Below are 15,486 nucleotides of genomic sequence, written 5' to 3' on the forward strand. Positions count from 1 at the left end.
TCCCCGCTCCTGCGATCGAGGGTGTTTCTGAACCTAGCACAGGTAACGAGAGCCCACGAGCGGCGCGGCCGCCCGAGACATGCGAGATCGGATAGGCAATTCAATCTAGCGGACCCGGTTCGCCGTCCGCACGGCATGGAGGTTACGTGGATTGCACCGCGTGGAGATCACCGCCTCTTGTAGCGGATCGTCTCGAAACTGGCGGAAAGCGCATCATAGAGCAGCAGCCGGCCGACCAGCGGTTCGCCGATGCCGGCGATCAGCTTGATCGCCTCCATCGCCTGTATGGTGCCGATCACGCCCACGAGCGCGCCGACGATGCCGGCCGCCGCGCAGGACGGCACCAGCCCTTCGGGCGGCTCCTGCGGGAAGAGGTCGCGATAGGACGGGTTCTGCCGTCCGTCCTTGCCGATCTCGTATGGCTTCAGCACCGTCACCGAGCCGTCGAAACGCCCGACTGCGGCATGCACCAGCGGCTTTCCTTCGCGCGCGCAGGCATCCGCCACCGCATAGCGGGTGGCGAAGTTGTCGGAACCGTCGATGACGAGATCGTAGCCGGCGACGAGGGCAGGGGCGTTTTCGGCAGTCAGCCGCAAGACATGCAGCTCGACCGCCACATGCGGGTTGATGCGCGAAATGGCGGCGGCCGCGCTCTCGCCTTTCGGCCTGTCGATATCGTTTGTGCCGTGGATGACCTGCCGCTGCAAATTTGAGAGCGAGACGGTGTCGTCGTCGACGATGCCGAGCGTGCCGACGCCCGCGGCCGCGAGATAGGCGAGAACCGGCGCGCCGAGCCCGCCGGCGCCGATCACCAGCACCCGCGCCCGCTTCAGCTTCTGCTGTCCGGCGCCGCCGATCTCCGGCAGCACGATGTGGCGTGCGTAGCGTTCGAGTTCTTCGTCGCTCAGGGGAGGCGTTGTCATGGTCGGACCATATCGCGGTGTTTCGGCCTTGTCAGGCGGTGCGGGTGACCATGCCGTGGTCCACCGACAGGAATTGCGCGCGTCCGGCGAGGCTCGAGAACAGCGCCGCGTCGGTTCCGGTCATGAAGGCCTGGCAGTTCAGCTCTTCCAGGATCGAGAACAGCGCGGCGCGGCGGCCGCCGTCCAGATGGGCGGCGATCTCGTCCAGGAGCAGGATCGGCGCCATGCCGGACATCTCGCCGGTCAGCCGCGCGTGCGACAGGATGATGCCGACCAACAGCGCCTTCTGCTCGCCGGTCGAGCACAGTTCCGCCGGCATCGCCTTGGGTCGGTGTCTCACGACGAGATCGGAGCGGTGCGGTCCTTCCAGCGCCCGCCCGGCGGCGCGGTCGCGCTCGCGCCCGGCGGCGAGCGCCCGCCGGAACTTTTCCTCGACATCCACCGCCGCCATCGTCGCGATTTCGGCCTCCATGTCGCCGGCAAGGCCGATATCGGCCTGCGGAAACGGGCTGCCGGCCGGCAGCCGCTCGATCATGGCCGCGAGCAGGCGCACGAGCTCGGCGCGCGCGGCCGCGATCGCCGTGCCGGTCTCGGCCATCTGGGTCTCGATGGCTTCGAACCAGGCGTCGTCGCGGGAGCCGTCGGCGAGCAGCCGGTTGCGGCCGCGCATGGCCTTCTCGTAGTCGAGCGCCCGTTGGGCGTGGCCTGCGTCGATGGTCAGCACCAGGCGGTCGAGGAAGCGGCGGCGGTCGCCGGCCGGTCCGGTGAACAGCGCGTCCATGGCGGGCGTCAGCCACATCACGCGCAGCCATTCCAGCATGTCTTCGGCCGAACGCGCCGGTGCGCCGTTGATGCGCACGCGCCGGCCGCTCTCGCCGGGCTCGCCTCCGGAAACGCCGGTGCCGATATCGACCTGGCCGGCCGGGCCGTCGAGCCGCGCATGCAGGGCGAAGCCGCCGTCCCCGCCCTCGCTCGCGACATCGGCGTAGGGCGCGCGGCGCAGCCCGCGCCCGGGCGTGAACAGGGAAACCGCCTCGAGCAGATTGGTCTTGCCCGCGCCATTGTCGCCGGTCAGCACCACGGGGCCGGGTTCGAGATCGACCGACAGCGCGGCATAGTTGCGGAAATTGGTCAGCGTGAGCTTGGTTATGTGCGTCTGGCGGTCGCTACCAGCATCAATATCTGAGGGCGTCGTCATGTTGCATGGTGCCACACACCCCTTCTGGCCGGCAGGCCAGAAGGGGTGTTCTGCATGGGAGGGACGGCTGAACCTACACCCGCATCGGCATCAGCACATAGAGCGTGTTCGCGTCGCCGGTGTCGTGGATGAGCGTCGGCGAGCCGGCGTCGGCCAGCATGAACTCGGCATCGCTGCCGCTGAGCTGGCCGGCGACGTCGAGCAGGTAGCGGGCGTTGAAGCCGATCTCGATCGGGTCGGACGAATAGTCGGCCACGAGTTCCTCGGTGGCGCTGCCGGAATCGGGATTGTTGACGGCGAGCGTCAGTTGCCCGTCGGCGATGGACAGCTTCACCGCCCGTCCGCGCTCGGAGGAGATGGTGGAGACGCGGTCCACCGCCGCGGCGAAGCTCTGGCGGTCGATGACCAGGCGCTTGTCGTTGCCGGTCGGGATGACGCGCTGATAGTCCGGGAAGGTGCCGTCGATCAGCTTGGAGGTCAGCACCACCGAGCCGATGGTGAGGCGGATCTTGGTGTCCGACAGCTCCATCGTCACCGCCACATCCGGGTCGTCCACCAGCTTCTGCAATTCGGACACGGTCTTGCGCGGGATGATGATGCCCGGCATGCCTTCCGACCCGGCCGGCGCGTCGATTTCGGCGCGGGCCAGCCGGTGGCCGTCCGTGGCGACCGAGCGCAGCTTGAGCTTGCCGCCGGTTTCCATCGTGTGCAGGAAGATGCCGTTGAGATAATAGCGCGTTTCTTCGGTGGAGATGGCGAACTGCGTCTTCTCGACCAGCCCCTTGAGTGCGGCCGACTCCAGCCGGAAAATGTGCGAGAAGGATCCGGCCGAAAGCTCGGGGAAGTCCGATTGCGGCAGGCATTGCAGGCGGAAGCTCGACCGGCCGGAAACGACCGTCATCGCCGTGCCGTCCTCGTCGGTGCGCAGCATCACTTCCGCGCCGTCCGGCAGCTTGCGCACGATGTCGTACAGCAGATGCGCCGGCACGGTGGTGGCGCCGCCCTGCTCGACCTTGGCCGGCGTGGCCTCGGTGATCTCGAGGTCGAGGTCGGTCGCCTTCATTTCCAGGCTGGCGCCGTCGGCCGCGAGCAGCACGTTGGACAGGATCGGGATGGTGTTGCGCCGCTCGACCACGCGGTGAACATGGTTAAGGGACTTGAGGAGGTTCGACCGTTCCAGGATGACACGCATGACCAAACAGGCTCACTTGAATGGAGAGGCGGGTCTCCGTTGGCCGGCGGCCCGCCAAACGTCCTAGAGCATTTTGCGGCAAGGTGGAAACACTTTGCGTCGCACAAATGCGGCTAAACAACTTCATGGAGCATGTTCCTGAAAACCGGCGGCCGTTTTTCTGGAACCTGCGCCAAGGGACACAGAATCTGGTCAAACTGACAGTAAAAAGCCTTGAAACGCAAGCCCGCGCGGCCGCTTGCGACCTGTGGCGCGGGCAAGCTGGGGAAAACCTCCGCGCTGCGGCTTCCGTCTTCCCCGTCGCGCCGATCAGGCCTGGTCGTTGATCAGCCTTCTGAGCAGTTCCAGCTCCTGCGCCAGCGTGTTGTCGGAACCGGAAAGGTCCTCGATCTTGCGCACGGCATGGAGCACCGTGGTGTGGTCGCGCCCGCCGAAGCGGCGGCCGATCTCGGGCAGCGAGCGCGGCGTCATCACCTTGGACAGATACATCGCCACCTGGCGCGGCTTGACGATCGTGCGGGTGCGCCGGTTGGACAGAAGCTCGGTCTTCGACACGTTGTAATGGCGCGCCACGATGCGCTGGATGTCCTCGATGCGCACCCGCTTCGGCTCGCCCGAGCGGTAGATGTGGCCGAGGATCTCGTCGATGCGGTCGATGTTGAGTTGTGGCTCGAACGACTGGCGAAACAGCAACTGGTTGAACGCGCCTTCGAGTTCGCGGCCGGAGCCGGTGACGGTGCGCGCCACATGGGCGAGGATTTCTTCCGGTATGTCGATATTGGCGTCCTCGGCCTTGGCGGTGGCGAGCCTGAGCTTCATCATGCTGAGCCGCATGGCGAAATCCGGCGCCGACATTTCCAGCGCCACGCCGCCGTTCAGGCGCGAGCGCACGCGCGGCTCCAGCGATTCGAGTTCGGACGGCGGACGGTCCGCGGCCACGACGACCTGCTTGGCGCTGTCGAGCAGCATGTTGATCAGGTGGCAGAACTCGTGCTGGATCGACTTGCCCTGCAGGAACTGCATGTCGTCGATGATGAGCAGGTCGATGTCGCGCAGCTGCTCCTTCAACGTCAGCGCGTTGTTGTCGCGGATGGCGGTGGCGAAACGCCACATGAAATATTCTGCGGTCAGGTAGACCACGCGCGCCTTCGGGTTCTGGGCGAGCGATTCCGCCGCGATGGCCTGCAGCAGGTGCGTCTTGCCGAGGCCGACCGTGGCGTGCAGGAACAGCGGGTTGAAGCGAACGGCGCTGGAGCCCTGCTCGGCCACGGCGCGGGCGGCGGCGAAGGCGACGCGGTTCGACGGGCCCTCGATGAAGGAGGCGAAGGTGTAGCGCGGGTCGAGCGGCGAGCCGAGCACGTTCTGCCGGAACTCGGCCTCGCGGGAGGCGCCGGGAGGCGCCGGCATGCGCTCGGGCTTGGCGGCGCTGAGCGTGCCCGAAGACAGCGCGGTCTGCGCCTGCCGGGTCACCTTGCGGGCCGAAGCGGCGGCCATCTCCGGGCCGCTGGCGTGACGCGTCGCGGTCCGCACGATGACTTCGACCTTCAGCGCGTCGGGGTCTTCCTGCTTCCACAGCTCTGTGATGAGATCGAGATAGTGGCCGTTGATCCAGGAGCGCAGGAAGGCGGTGGGCACCGACATGCGCACGACGCCCTTGGACCTTTCGGCAAGCTTCATGCGGCCGAACCAGCTCGAATAGACCTCGCTGCCGAGCCGTGCCCGCAGTTGGGCCTTGATGCGCTCGAACCTCTGGTCCGAGTCGCCGGAAGCAGACATCGCGCCTCCTTCGATCAAATCCCCGGCAAAGGAAAAATCATCGTTCGACTGTCTCTCGACGCCGCTTTGCATTGTCGTTCCTCGTCCTTTCTTCGCCGGATGACGCACACACAGCCCCGGCGACATTGCCTTGCCTCGACCGCCACCGCCGCTGGTGGAGGTTTTCGGCACCCCTCCGGGTCGAACCCGGTTACGCAGGAAATCCCTTCATGGCAAAGCAAGGCCCACCGACGGAAGTCGGTCCCTGATAACTGCCATGCACTATTGCCCCAGTCCCCTGCTCGTCGAAAAGGCAGACCTGCCCGTTCGCGGGGTTGCTCCCGCGTTGTGAACTCTGCACTTTGGGCTGGGTCGAGGGCCGTAGGCCCGTCCCTTTCGATGAACCGACACTACCGAAATCGCTGTGGAAAGGGCAAGGCCGCCTCTAACCGATTTTTAACGAATCTGGTTACCGAAATACCCCTCTTTCGGGCCTCTTGCGGGACGGCGAACGGTAAAGCGCTTGTGATTCAAACCTTTTTCCTTGGAATGTGAAAAATGGTAGCTGGCGCGATTTTTTTTTTAATATTTCGCTTGACACCGACTTGTCCCCCATCCCCGTAAGCCGCTGTGGACAAGCTGTGAACGACCTTCTGTAACTTTTTGATATTTAAAGAGAATATGTGACACGCACCAAAGAGTGCGCGCATCGGCCGAGGCGCCCGTCATTTCAGCAAAAGTGAATATGCCGGCAAAGGATTCCGGGAGCCGAAAAGCTGCCGCTGCGTCACTTTTGCAGCGGTCCGTAGCCGGGTTCCTGGGCCAAAACGAAAAGCCCGGCGCAAGCGCCGGGCCAACCGTGATCTTAACGATTTCGACTGCTTAGGCAGACAGGGTCTTGAGGCGGTGAGCCAGTCGCGACACCTTGCGGGATGCCGTGTTGCGGTGCAGCACGCCCTTGGTGGCGGCGCGCATCAATTCCGGCTGCGCGGCCTTGAGCGCGGCTTCCGCGGCGGCCTTGTCGCCGGCTGCCAGCGCCTCTTCGACCTGGCGCACATAGGTGCGCACGCGCGAACGGCGGTTCTTGTTGATTGCCGCGCGGCGGGCGATCTTGCGCGCTGCCTTCTTGGCCGACGAGGTATTGGCCATGGTGCCTCTCTTCCGATCTCAAATGGTGGGCGCACGCGGCATGCCGCAGGGCGCAAAAAACATGCGAGGCTGCCTGGGGCCGCCTCGGTTGGTGCGGCTTATAGTTCAGCTTTTCCGGCGCGTCAATGTCGGCCTTGGGCTTTTTGGCGCATCGGCAGGCAAGGCCTAGCGATTGCGGAATTCCGGCTTCCGCTTCTCCACGAAGGCGGCCATGCCTTCCTTCTGGTCCTCGAGCGCGAACATGGAATGGAACAGCCGCCGCTCGAATCGCAGGCCTTCGGCCAGGGTCGTCTCGAAGGCGCGGTCGACGGCTTCCTTGGCCATCATCACGGCCGGCAGCGAGAAGGAGGCGATCTTTTCGGCCGCCTTGAGCGCTTCGTCCAGCAGGGCGTCGGCCGGCACCACGCGGGAAACCAGCCCGGCGCGTTCGGCCTCGGCCGCGTCCATCAACCGGCCCGTCAGCACCATGTCCATCGCCTTGGACTTGCCGACGAAACGCGTCAGCCGCTGCGAGCCGCCCATGCCCGGCATGACGCCCAGCGTGATTTCCGGCTGTCCGAATTTCGCGCTGTCGGCGGCGATGATGAAGTCGCACATCATGGCGAGCTCGCAGCCGCCACCCAGCGCATAGCCCGCCACGGCGGCGACGATCGGCTTGCGCATGCGGGTGAAATCCTCCCAGCCAGTGAAGAAATCGCCGAGATAGGCGTCGACATAGGATTTGGACTGCATTTCCTTGATGTCGGCGCCCGCCGCGAACGCCTTTTCGGAGCCGGTCAGGACCACGGCGCCAATATTGGGGTCGGCCTCGAAACCCTTCACCGCCTCCAGCAGTTCGGACAGCACCTGCGAGTTCAGCGCGTTCAGCGCCTTCGGGCGGTTCAGCGTGATCAGCCCCACCTTGCCGCGGGTCTCGGCGATGATGGTCTCGTAGGTCATGATTGCGTCTCCTCGCGCCGATGGCTTCTGGATGGTGCCGGTCTATCCTACTCCTGGCAGACGCGGCAATAGAAGCTGGAGCGGCCGCTCTGCACGACGCGCTCGACATGGCCTGTGCATCCGGGAGTGGGGCAGGGCGCGCCCTCCCTGTCGTAGACGGCGAAGGAATGCTGGAAATAGCCGAGCGTGCCGTCTACCTGGTTGTGGTCGCGCAGCGAAGAGCCGCCGGCGGCGATCGCATCCGCGATGACCGAGCGGATCGCGCCTGCCAGGGCGTCGGATCGCGCGCGCGCCGTGCGGCCGGTGCCGGCGATCGTTCCGGCCGCACGCAGCGGCGACAGATGCGCCCGCCACAGGGCTTCCGACACATAGATGTTGCCGAGACCGGCGATCAGGCGCTGGTCGAGCAGGGCGGCCTTGAGCGGCGTCTTCCTGCCCTTGAGCAGCGCGGAAAGCAGCGCCCCGTCGAGCGCGTTGCCGGTCGGTTCCACGCCGAGGCCGGACAGCATCGGATGCTCGTCGGGCACGCCTTCGGCGAAGAGCATGAAGCCGAAGCGGCGCGGATCGTTGAAGACGATGCGGGCGGCCGCGCCCGACGGCTGCACGAGGTGGAAGACGATATGGTCGTGCGCCGGGTTCCACGAGCGCTCATGGCGGAATTCGCCCGGCATGTCGGCGCTGCCCGCCGTTTCGATGCGGAACGAGCCGGACATGCCCAGATGGCAGATCAGCACCGGGCCGTCTTCGACATGCATCGTCAGGTATTTTGCGCGCCGGCCGAGCGCGGTGACGGTACGCCCGGCAAGCCGTTCGCCGAACCGCTCGGGCAGGGGGAAGCGCAGATCGGGCCGGCGCGCTTCCACGCGCTCGATGCGCGCGCCCTCCAGAACCGGCTGCAGGCCGCGCCGTACGGTTTCCACCTCGGGCAGTTCAGGCATGGCTTTTCAGCTCGGCAAGAAATGAAGTGCCGTGGCGGCCGGGCGCGATGCCGAGGTGGTCCGCCACCGTCTCGCCGATATCGCAGAAGGTCGGCCGCAGCCCGACCGTGCCGCCCGCCAGTCCGGGTGCCAGCCCGAATATCGGGATGCGCTCGCGCGTATGGTCGGTGCCGCGCCAGGTCGGGTCGTTGCCGTGGTCGGCGGTGAGGATGAAGAGGTCGCCCTGCTTCAGCCGCGCCAGCACGTCCGGAATGCGCCGGTCGAAAGCCTCCAGCGCCGCCGCATAGCCGGCCACGTCACGCCGGTGGCCGTATTCGGAGTCGAAATCGACGAAGTTGGCGAAGACGAAATCGCCGTCGCCGGCATCGTCCAGCGCGCCGAGCGCCTTGTCGAGCATGGCCATGTTGCCGGGCGCCTTGCGCACCTCGGAGATGCCGCTATGGGCGAAGATGTCTCCGATCTTGCCGATGGCGATGACGCGGCGGCCTTCCCCCGTCAGCCGGTCGAGCAGCGTGGGCTCGGGCGGCGGCACCGAAAAATCCTTGCGGTTCGGCGTGCGCTGGAATTCGCCTGCCTTCTCGCCCAGGAAAGGGCGCGCGATGACGCGGCCGATCTTGAGCGGGTCGACCAGCCGGCGCACGACCTTGCAGAACTGATAGAGCCTTTCGAGGCCGAAATGGCTTTCGTGCGCGGCGATCTGCAGCACGGAATCGACCGAGGTGTAGCAGATCGGCTTGCCGGTGCGGATATGCTCCTCGCCATAGTCCTCGATCACCTGCGTGCCCGATGCGTGGCGATTGGCCAATATGCCGGGCACATGGCCTTCGCGGATCATGGCTTCGGTCAGGTCGGCCGGGAAAGCGGGGACCGTATCGGGAAAATAGCCCCAGTCGAAGCGCACCGGCAGGCCGGCGATCTCCCAGTGCCCGGACGGCGTGTCCTTGCCGCTGGAGGTTTCCTGCGCCGCGCCGTGGAAGGAGAAGGGCCGCAACGATGCGGTGCCGTCGAAGGAAAAGCCGGTGGCGATGCGCGCGGCCTCGGCAAGCCCCAGCGAGACCATGTTGGGCAGGCGGAGCGGTCCGGAGCGCAGGCCTTCGCGGTCGCCCCGGCCGGCGGCGCAGGCCCGTGCGATGTGGCCGAACGTATCGGCGCCGGCATCGCCGTAGCGTTCCGCGTCGGCCGCGCCGCCGATGCCGAAGGAATCCAGAACGAAGACGAATGCACGCGCCATGAGCGGCCCTTGGTGGATGGAAACCCAGAAATAGGCATGGCCGCGGGCCTTGGCAATTCGGAAACCAAACGGCAACGCCGCGATGCCATGTTGCAACCGGCTGGGTTCGCGAAGGGCAGGGGAAATGTCGGATCGATCGCGGTTTCTGCGCCGCCGTCTCAAGACGGGGATCGCACTGGCGCTGCTGGCGGCCGCCGCATGGCCGTTTTCGGCGCGCGCCGACTGGCGCGAAGACATCGGCACGTTCCGCGTCGGCATCCTGGCGGAACCGGGCGCGGGCAACACCGTTGCCGGGCTCGGCCGGCTGACGGACGCCTATTCCAGGGCGCTCGGCATGAAGGTCGAGTTCTTCGTCGCGCGTGACTATGGAGCGCTCGTCGAGGCCCAGTTAGCGGGTCGCATCCAGTATGCGGTCTATTCGGCGCTCGCCTATGCGGCCGCGCGCCACCGCTGTGGCTGCGTCGAGCCGCTGGTCGCGCCGACCGATGGAGACGGTGCCGTCGGCGTCCGGTCGGTGCTGATCGCGCGGCAGGGCCGGCTGGCCGGACCGTCCGATATCGCTTCGCGCAAGGTCGCCCTCGGGCCGGCGGACAGCGTGACCGGTTCGCTGTTGCCGTTGGCCGAACTCGCCGGGATAGCTTCCGGGGGAACGCCCGGCGGGTTGTCGCCGAACGCGGCCGATCTGCTGCGCGCCTCCAGCGCCTCGGCGGCGGAAGCGATGCTGGCGGACGGTCAGGCCGACGCCATTTTCGGCTGGCAGCCGGCGGCGCGGGAAGACGGGCCCGACCTGCCGGGCGGCACGGTGGCGAGGCTGGAGGCGGCGGGGATTGCCGCAGCGGATCTCAAGGTGGTCTGGCGCTCGCGGCTGCTGCGCTACGGTCCGCATGCGGTGCTGAAGAGCCTCGATCCGGAGACGCGGCGCCGGCTTTCCGTTTTTCTGGTCAATCTGAAAGCGCAGTCACCGGAAATCTACGACCTGTTGGAAGGGCGCCACGCCGGCGGCTTCGCGGCGGTCTCCGCGCAGGACTATCGGCTGGCGGAAGACCTGCTGGTGCGAATTCCCGACGAGGCGGAGCGGCAGTAGCCTCCCGCCTTGTCAGCATCCGGTGCAGGGCAGCTGCGATGAAATCCTCGGGCGCAGAAAATAGGTTTCGCTCATATCGATGTTGTCGAAGGCGGCCGTGAGGCCGAGCGAGCCCTTGTCGCCGGCCGCCCAGGTTATGACCGGCTTGTAGGCCAGTTGGCTGTCGACGCGGATGATGAAGGTGCCGGCGATCCGCAGGGCGGCCGGCACGGTCGCGGGGCTGTTCACGGCTGCCCCGGCGCTGAACGCCCCGTTGACCATCTTGCGCGACCAGGAAACCAGCACCTTGGGCGTGGGATCCGTCGTCACCTGGATGCCCGTGATGGTGACGGTGGGCGCGGAACGGTTATATGGCGCCAGCGTCGTCTGCGCGATCTGCATCATCTTGTTGAGATCGGTAGCCGACACCGAACCCTTTTGTTGCGCCACCAGGTCCGCGACCATCGAACCGATGCGGCTGACCTTCTTGTTGGCTTCGATGGCCTGCGTGATTTCCATGCTCAGGAAATACATGGCCATAAGGATGGGGGCGATGAAGGCGAATTCGATCGCCGCGACGCCCCTGCGGTCGCTCCGGAACGCCGCCAGCGCCCGCCTGATGCCTGCAAACATGTGATGCGCCCCCGCACGAAATCGCATTACTTCCTGTCGCCTCGACTGATCCTAGTTGTCGTATGCTTCGTTCTGCCAGGTGATCGAGGTGAAATGCAGCGTCGCGTTGCCGTTCAGATTGGCCATCGACTTGGCCAGGAGGTCGGTCATGACAGGCCATTTGTAGAAGACACGCAGCATGTTCCTGGACTCCGACCCGCCGGGATCCACGACGAATCCCCTTGGGTCTTTCACGCCGTTGTTCATCAGCACGATGTCGCCGTTGACGATGGCGAACTTGGCATTCGCCGCGTCGGAGAAGTCGGTGAAATTGCGCAGGTCCACCAGCAGGCCGGGGCATCCCTTGGCCACGATGATCTCCAGGCGCTGGCAGATGAGTTGCTGGACCATGCTCGGCGTTCCGGCCTTCACGGCATCCGCCCTGAGCTGACCAGTGCGGATCTGGCGGGCGACCTCGTCGGTGGCGTTGGCCATCACCTCCTGCCCCGCGAAGGCGATGCAGCTTTCGAGGATGGCGAAGACAAGCAGGGAAAAGGGGATGGCAAGGGCGGCAAACTCGATCGCGGTGGCGCCGCTGCGGTCGCGCAGGAAACGGGAAAACAGCCGCTTGCGCGGCTTCCGGCCTCGATCTTCGGGGGTCGACTTGTGCATCTGCGCTGCCCGCCTTGGGTTTCGTGCAGACGCTAGTTCAAACCTGTTGAGGTCCCGTTTTGATGGCCTTTAAAATCGGGGCGGTGCCCTTTACCGGGCATTAACGGTGGCGAGCGGCCGCTACTGGGCGGCGTTCATCTCGGTTTCGGAGACCTTCTCGGCATCCGACTTGAAGGCGCCCTCGCAATAAGGCGTGCAGGACAGCGTCTGCACCTGCGAGCGGCGGTAGATGCGCACGGTGGTCGCGCTCTGGCGCACCACGGTGACCTGTTCGTCGACGATCGGGCTGCCTTCCCGGTCGAGCACCACCAGATTGGTGACGCCGAAGCCCTTGCCGGTCAGCACGATGGTCGATGCGTCCTGCACCGAGGCGTCGGCGATGGCCGGATTGCCGACCACGACCGTGTCGGCGGGGCGCGTCAGCTTGACGATCCTGGCCTGGTTCATCGTCACCTCAATGCCGGCCGTGGCCTGCGACGACAGCGCAAGGGTCGCGGCGCCGGCGACAGCGGCTGCGATCAGGGACGGTCTCGACAGGGCCATCTGAAGCTCCGGGGGAACGCAGGAATATCGAGCCGAATATGAACAGGAATGGTGAACCAACGGTTAAGTGGAAGAACAGCCGCCTTGACAGACCGCGCGCATTGTATGTTCCCGGCTCATCGTTCCTTAACGCGGTCAGGCTAGTTTCAAGGTCATGGCCGATGGCAACCTTTGTGCGTGACCCATGCTTGTAGCGCTGATCTTCGTCGTCTTTCCGTTCTGCATGCTGTTCGCCGCGATCTCCGACATGCTTTCGATGACGATCGCGAACCGCGTTTCGCTGCTGCTTGTCGGGACATTCGCGGTGGTGGCCCCGCTGACGGGAATGGATTGGGCCGCCTTCGGACTGCATCTCGCGGCCGGGCTTCTGGTGCTGACGGTCACCTTCGGCCTGTTCGCCATGGGCGGCATGGGCGGCGGCGACGCCAAACTGCTTGCAGCCACGTCCGTCTGGATGGGGTTCAACATGTGCCTCGCCCAATATCTGGTGGCCGCCACGCTGCTCGGCGGTTTGCTGACCGTCGGTGTCCTCATCTATCGCAAATCCGCGATTGCCGCCTTCACCAGCCACAGCGTCTTCCTGCGCCATTTCGCCGACGAAAAGACCGGCATTCCATACGGTATCGCGCTCGGGCTCGGCGGCCTCGTCACCTATCCGGATTCGCCGCTGATGCTTTGGGCGCTCGCGCGCCTGGCTTCCTGAAATGTCCGGATCGGATTGCGGGCGGGGCGGCCTCGGGCCGCCTTTCCTGTTTTGAAGAAGACGACGGGAAACCCCGAAGTTAACGTCGCTTGCCGTTTCGAATTTGCATAAACCTTTAATTAACGACGATCGTAAGCATTGCATTAACCTTAATTTGACGATTGCGAAGGCAATGTCGCCCCTGGGTTAGGTGGTTCGCCAGGGCGGGATTCGTAAAATGCCAGCATCGCGGTTGATCATTCTGGGCGTCGCCGTCGCGGCGGCGGGCGGTGCCGGCTATGTCGCCAAGAACATGGTCGCCATCCCTGCGCCCGTGGTGGTCGACAGCGGCGTGCAGAAGCCGCAGATCGCCTTGCAGGACGTGCTCGTGCTTTCGGGCGACGTGCCGATGGGCGACACCCTTGGCGGCAAGATCCGGTGGGAAAAATGGCCCTCCGACGGCGTCAACGCCAATTTCATCACCCGCGCCAATGAGCCCGACGCCGCCGACAAACTGAAGGATTCGGTCGCGCGGATGGCCATGTATGCCGGCGAGCCGCTCAGGCGCTCCAAGCTGATCGGCGAAGGGCAGAGCTTCATGTCGTCCATCCTGCCTTCGGGCATGCGGGCGGTCGCCACTTCCATCAACGCCGACACCTCGGCGGGCGGCTTCATCCTGCCCAACGATTTCGTCGACGTCATCATGACCCGCAAGGCCGACGCCAGCGCAGGCGGGGCAGGCGGCTTCATCACCGAAACCATCCTGAAGAACATCCGGGTGCTGGCGATCGACCAGACCATCCAGGAGGATGAAGAAGGCAAGAAGACCAGGGTCGGCCAGACGGCGACGCTGGAGCTGACGCCGCAGCAGGCCGAGATCATCACCGTCGCCCAGCAGATGGCCGACCGGCTGACGCTGGCGCTGCGGCCGGTTGCCGATGCGCAGGAGAAGGTGGTCGGCGAGGCCGATTATCTGGTTTCCGGCAACGGGCGGCGCGGAACGGTGCGCCTGATCAAGTCCGGCGAAATCTCCGAGGTGGGGGCGAGGAAATGAGGCGGAACGGCAAAATTCATCTCGCCCTGGCTGCCGCGGCCGCATTGCTGCTGAGCGGCGCGGACGCGGCTTTCGCGTCGCAGTCTCGCACGACCACGGCCCGCACCAGCGCCTCGGCCGCGACCCAGCGCGTCAAGCTCGGCCTGAACAAGTCGGTCGTCATCGACCTGCCGAGCGACGCCTATGACATTCTGGTGGCGAACCCGGCCGTGGCCGACGCCGTCACCCGCACCTCGCGGCGCATCTATCTGTTCGGCAAGGCCGTGGGCGAAACCAACATCTTCGTGTTCGGCGCCAATGGCGAGCAGATCGTCAGCCTCGATCTGGCCATCGAGCGCGATGTCGCGGGCCTGGAGGCGAACCTGAAGCGCTTCATCAAGGGGTCCGACATCCACGTCGAACTGGTCAACGACAACGTCGTGCTGACCGGAACGGTGGAGACGCCGCTCGACGCCAAGCGCGCCGAGCAGCTGGCCAACGCCTTCGTCACCGGCGGCGAGGCCACGACCGGCCAGTATTCGCAGACGGCGGCCGGCGGCTCTTCGCAAAGCGGCGTCGACATCAACAACCCCGATCATGAACGCCAGAAGAGCGCCATCATCAACATGCTCCAGATCATCGGCGAGGATCAGGTGACCTTGAAGGTCACCGTCGCCGAGGTCAGCCGCAACGTCATGAAGCAGCTCGGCGTCAACATGATCGGCAACGGCGGCGCCGACGGCATTTCATGGGGCGCCTTCGGCGACACCTTCGCCGGCCTCGGCAAGCCGTTGACGAATGCCGGCTACAACATCAGCGCTTCCGGCCTGCAGTCCTACATCAACGCCATGGAGCAGGCGGGCGTCATGAAGACGCTCGCCGAGCCGACGCTGACCGCCGTTTCCGGCGAGAAGGCGACCTTCAAGGTCGGCGGCGAATTCAACCTGGTCAACAGCCAGAGCGTGCAGGCCGTCAACAACGAGGAGCGCGCGAAGGGCGAGAAGGACACCGTCACCTATGGCATGCAGAAGCTGGAATACGGCATCGGCCTCGAATTCCAGCCGGTGGTCCTGTCTCCCGGCCGCATCAGCCTCAAGGTGAGGACCTCTGTCTCGGAGCCGACGACGGAGGGCTCCGTGCCGCTGGCCACGGGGCTGAACTACCCCGGCACCAACATGCTGTCGCTGCGCAAGCGCCTGGCCGACACGACGGTGGAACTGCCGTCCGGCGGTTCGATGATGATCGCAGGCCTCGTCCGCGACGACGTGCGCCAGGCCATCAACGGCCTGCCGGGGCTGACCAAGATACCGGTGCTCGGCACGCTGTTCCGCAGCCGCGACTTCGTGCGCAACGAGACCGAGCTGGTCATCATCATCACGCCCTATCTGGCGCGGCCGGTGGCGCGCAACGAGCTTGCCAAGCCCGACGACAATTTCAACCCGGCGAGCGACGGCGCGGGCATCTTCCTCGGCCGCGTGAACCGCGTCTACGGCACCATGCAGACCGACAGGCCCGCCGGGCGCTACCACGGCGTTGTCGGCTTCATCTACAAGTAA

Annotated in this window: 15 protein-coding genes; 4 read left to right on the top strand and 11 right to left on the bottom strand. The window is 65.6% G+C overall.

Going from position 1 to position 15,486, the window contains the following annotated elements; all coding sequences use genetic code 11:
• Positions 1-167: 167 nt before the first annotated feature.
• The 8 genes from QU595_RS03505 to QU595_RS03540 form a co-directional block, all read right to left on the bottom strand.
• Entirely contained in the window at positions 168-923 is a 756-nt protein-coding gene (locus QU595_RS03505; RefSeq protein WP_315919190.1) for a molybdopterin-synthase adenylyltransferase MoeB, read from the bottom strand.
• Between the two features lie 31 nt (positions 924-954).
• Entirely contained in the window at positions 955-2,121 is a 1,167-nt protein-coding gene (gene recF / locus QU595_RS03510; protein WP_315919192.1) for a DNA replication/repair protein RecF, read from the bottom strand.
• Between the two features lie 73 nt (positions 2,122-2,194).
• Positions 2,195-3,313: a DNA polymerase III subunit beta gene (gene dnaN, locus QU595_RS03515; protein ID WP_315919194.1), complete on the bottom strand. Its 1,119-nt coding sequence runs from the start codon at positions 3,311-3,313 to the stop codon at positions 2,195-2,197.
• A gap of 309 nt (positions 3,314-3,622) precedes the next feature.
• Entirely contained in the window at positions 3,623-5,161 is a 1,539-nt protein-coding gene (gene dnaA, locus QU595_RS03520; protein ID WP_315919196.1) for a chromosomal replication initiator protein DnaA, read from the bottom strand.
• Between the two features lie 789 nt (positions 5,162-5,950).
• Positions 5,951-6,217, bottom strand: a complete 267-nt coding sequence (gene rpsT / locus QU595_RS03525) for a 30S ribosomal protein S20 (RefSeq protein WP_315919197.1) — start codon at positions 6,215-6,217, stop codon at positions 5,951-5,953.
• Positions 6,218-6,382: 165 nt separating this feature from the next.
• Complete coding sequence (locus tag QU595_RS03530) at positions 6,383-7,156, bottom strand: enoyl-CoA hydratase (protein WP_315919199.1); 774 nt, start codon at positions 7,154-7,156, stop codon at positions 6,383-6,385.
• Positions 7,157-7,203: 47 nt separating this feature from the next.
• Complete coding sequence (gene mutM, locus QU595_RS03535) at positions 7,204-8,094, bottom strand: bifunctional DNA-formamidopyrimidine glycosylase/DNA-(apurinic or apyrimidinic site) lyase (protein ID WP_315919200.1); 891 nt, start codon at positions 8,092-8,094, stop codon at positions 7,204-7,206.
• Positions 8,087-9,325, bottom strand: coding sequence for a phosphopentomutase (locus QU595_RS03540; RefSeq protein ID WP_315919201.1), 1,239 nt, complete (start codon positions 9,323-9,325; stop codon positions 8,087-8,089). Before QU595_RS03540 ends, mutM begins: the two co-directional genes overlap by 8 nt.
• A gap of 124 nt (positions 9,326-9,449) precedes the next feature.
• Here QU595_RS03540 and QU595_RS03545 point away from each other — a divergent pair, with 124 nt between their 5' ends.
• Positions 9,450-10,409: a phosphate/phosphite/phosphonate ABC transporter substrate-binding protein gene (locus QU595_RS03545; RefSeq protein ID WP_315919202.1), complete on the top strand. Its 960-nt coding sequence runs from the start codon at positions 9,450-9,452 to the stop codon at positions 10,407-10,409.
• A gap of 12 nt (positions 10,410-10,421) precedes the next feature.
• Here the strand turns inward: QU595_RS03545 and QU595_RS03550 are convergent, their stop codons facing one another.
• From QU595_RS03550 to QU595_RS03560, 3 genes are all read right to left on the bottom strand, one after another.
• Complete coding sequence (locus QU595_RS03550; protein ID WP_315919204.1) at positions 10,422-11,021, bottom strand: TadE/TadG family type IV pilus assembly protein; 600 nt, start codon at positions 11,019-11,021, stop codon at positions 10,422-10,424.
• A 51-nt stretch (positions 11,022-11,072) separates the two neighbouring features.
• On the bottom strand, positions 11,073-11,672 hold the full coding sequence (locus QU595_RS03555) for a TadE/TadG family type IV pilus assembly protein (RefSeq protein WP_315919206.1): 600 nt from the start codon (positions 11,670-11,672) through the stop codon (positions 11,073-11,075).
• A gap of 120 nt (positions 11,673-11,792) precedes the next feature.
• The gene (locus QU595_RS03560) at positions 11,793-12,215 is read right to left on the bottom strand and encodes a pilus assembly protein N-terminal domain-containing protein (RefSeq protein ID WP_315919207.1); all 423 of its coding nucleotides are present in this window, start codon (positions 12,213-12,215) and stop codon (positions 11,793-11,795) included.
• A gap of 184 nt (positions 12,216-12,399) precedes the next feature.
• Between QU595_RS03560 and QU595_RS03565 the strand changes: the two genes are divergently transcribed.
• From QU595_RS03565 to QU595_RS03575, 3 genes are all read left to right on the top strand, one after another.
• On the top strand, positions 12,400-12,918 hold the full coding sequence (locus tag QU595_RS03565; RefSeq protein ID WP_315919208.1) for a prepilin peptidase: 519 nt from the start codon (positions 12,400-12,402) through the stop codon (positions 12,916-12,918).
• A 217-nt stretch (positions 12,919-13,135) separates the two neighbouring features.
• On the top strand, positions 13,136-13,951 hold the full coding sequence (cpaB, locus tag QU595_RS03570; RefSeq protein WP_315919209.1) for a Flp pilus assembly protein CpaB: 816 nt from the start codon (positions 13,136-13,138) through the stop codon (positions 13,949-13,951).
• Positions 13,948-15,486: a type II and III secretion system protein family protein gene (locus QU595_RS03575; protein WP_315919210.1), complete on the top strand. Its 1,539-nt coding sequence runs from the start codon at positions 13,948-13,950 to the stop codon at positions 15,484-15,486. The genes cpaB and QU595_RS03575 overlap by 4 nt, the downstream gene beginning before the upstream one ends.

It is taken from the genome of Mesorhizobium sp. SP-1A (genome assembly GCF_032460275.1).
Lineage (GTDB): Bacteria > Pseudomonadota > Alphaproteobacteria > Rhizobiales > Rhizobiaceae > Mesorhizobium.

What these genes read in the sequence shown, in the direction of transcription:
- QU595_RS03555 (WP_315919206.1), bottom strand. Translation starts at nt 11,672, where the DNA reads ATGCACAAGTCGACCCCCGAAGATCGAGGCCGGAAGCCGCGCAAGCGG.
- QU595_RS03565 (WP_315919208.1), top strand. Translation starts at nt 12,400, where the DNA reads ATGCTTGTAGCGCTGATCTTCGTCGTCTTTCCGTTCTGCATGCTGTTC.
- QU595_RS03550 (WP_315919204.1), bottom strand. Translation starts at nt 11,021, where the DNA reads ATGTTTGCAGGCATCAGGCGGGCGCTGGCGGCGTTCCGGAGCGACCGC.
- QU595_RS03575 (WP_315919210.1), top strand. Translation starts at nt 13,948, where the DNA reads ATGAGGCGGAACGGCAAAATTCATCTCGCCCTGGCTGCCGCGGCCGCA.
- cpaB (WP_315919209.1), top strand. Translation starts at nt 13,136, where the DNA reads ATGCCAGCATCGCGGTTGATCATTCTGGGCGTCGCCGTCGCGGCGGCG.
- dnaN (WP_315919194.1), bottom strand. Translation starts at nt 3,313, where the DNA reads ATGCGTGTCATCCTGGAACGGTCGAACCTCCTCAAGTCCCTTAACCAT.
- QU595_RS03505 (WP_315919190.1), bottom strand. Translation starts at nt 923, where the DNA reads ATGACAACGCCTCCCCTGAGCGACGAAGAACTCGAACGCTACGCACGC.
- QU595_RS03540 (WP_315919201.1), bottom strand. Translation starts at nt 9,325, where the DNA reads ATGGCGCGTGCATTCGTCTTCGTTCTGGATTCCTTCGGCATCGGCGGC.
- dnaA (WP_315919196.1), bottom strand. Translation starts at nt 5,161, where the DNA reads ATGCAAAGCGGCGTCGAGAGACAGTCGAACGATGATTTTTCCTTTGCC.
- QU595_RS03545 (WP_315919202.1), top strand. Translation starts at nt 9,450, where the DNA reads ATGTCGGATCGATCGCGGTTTCTGCGCCGCCGTCTCAAGACGGGGATC.
- recF (WP_315919192.1), bottom strand. Translation starts at nt 2,121, where the DNA reads ATGACGACGCCCTCAGATATTGATGCTGGTAGCGACCGCCAGACGCAC.
- mutM (WP_315919200.1), bottom strand. Translation starts at nt 8,094, where the DNA reads ATGCCTGAACTGCCCGAGGTGGAAACCGTACGGCGCGGCCTGCAGCCG.
- QU595_RS03560 (WP_315919207.1), bottom strand. Translation starts at nt 12,215, where the DNA reads ATGGCCCTGTCGAGACCGTCCCTGATCGCAGCCGCTGTCGCCGGCGCC.
- QU595_RS03530 (WP_315919199.1), bottom strand. Translation starts at nt 7,156, where the DNA reads ATGACCTACGAGACCATCATCGCCGAGACCCGCGGCAAGGTGGGGCTG.
- rpsT (WP_315919197.1), bottom strand. Translation starts at nt 6,217, where the DNA reads ATGGCCAATACCTCGTCGGCCAAGAAGGCAGCGCGCAAGATCGCCCGC.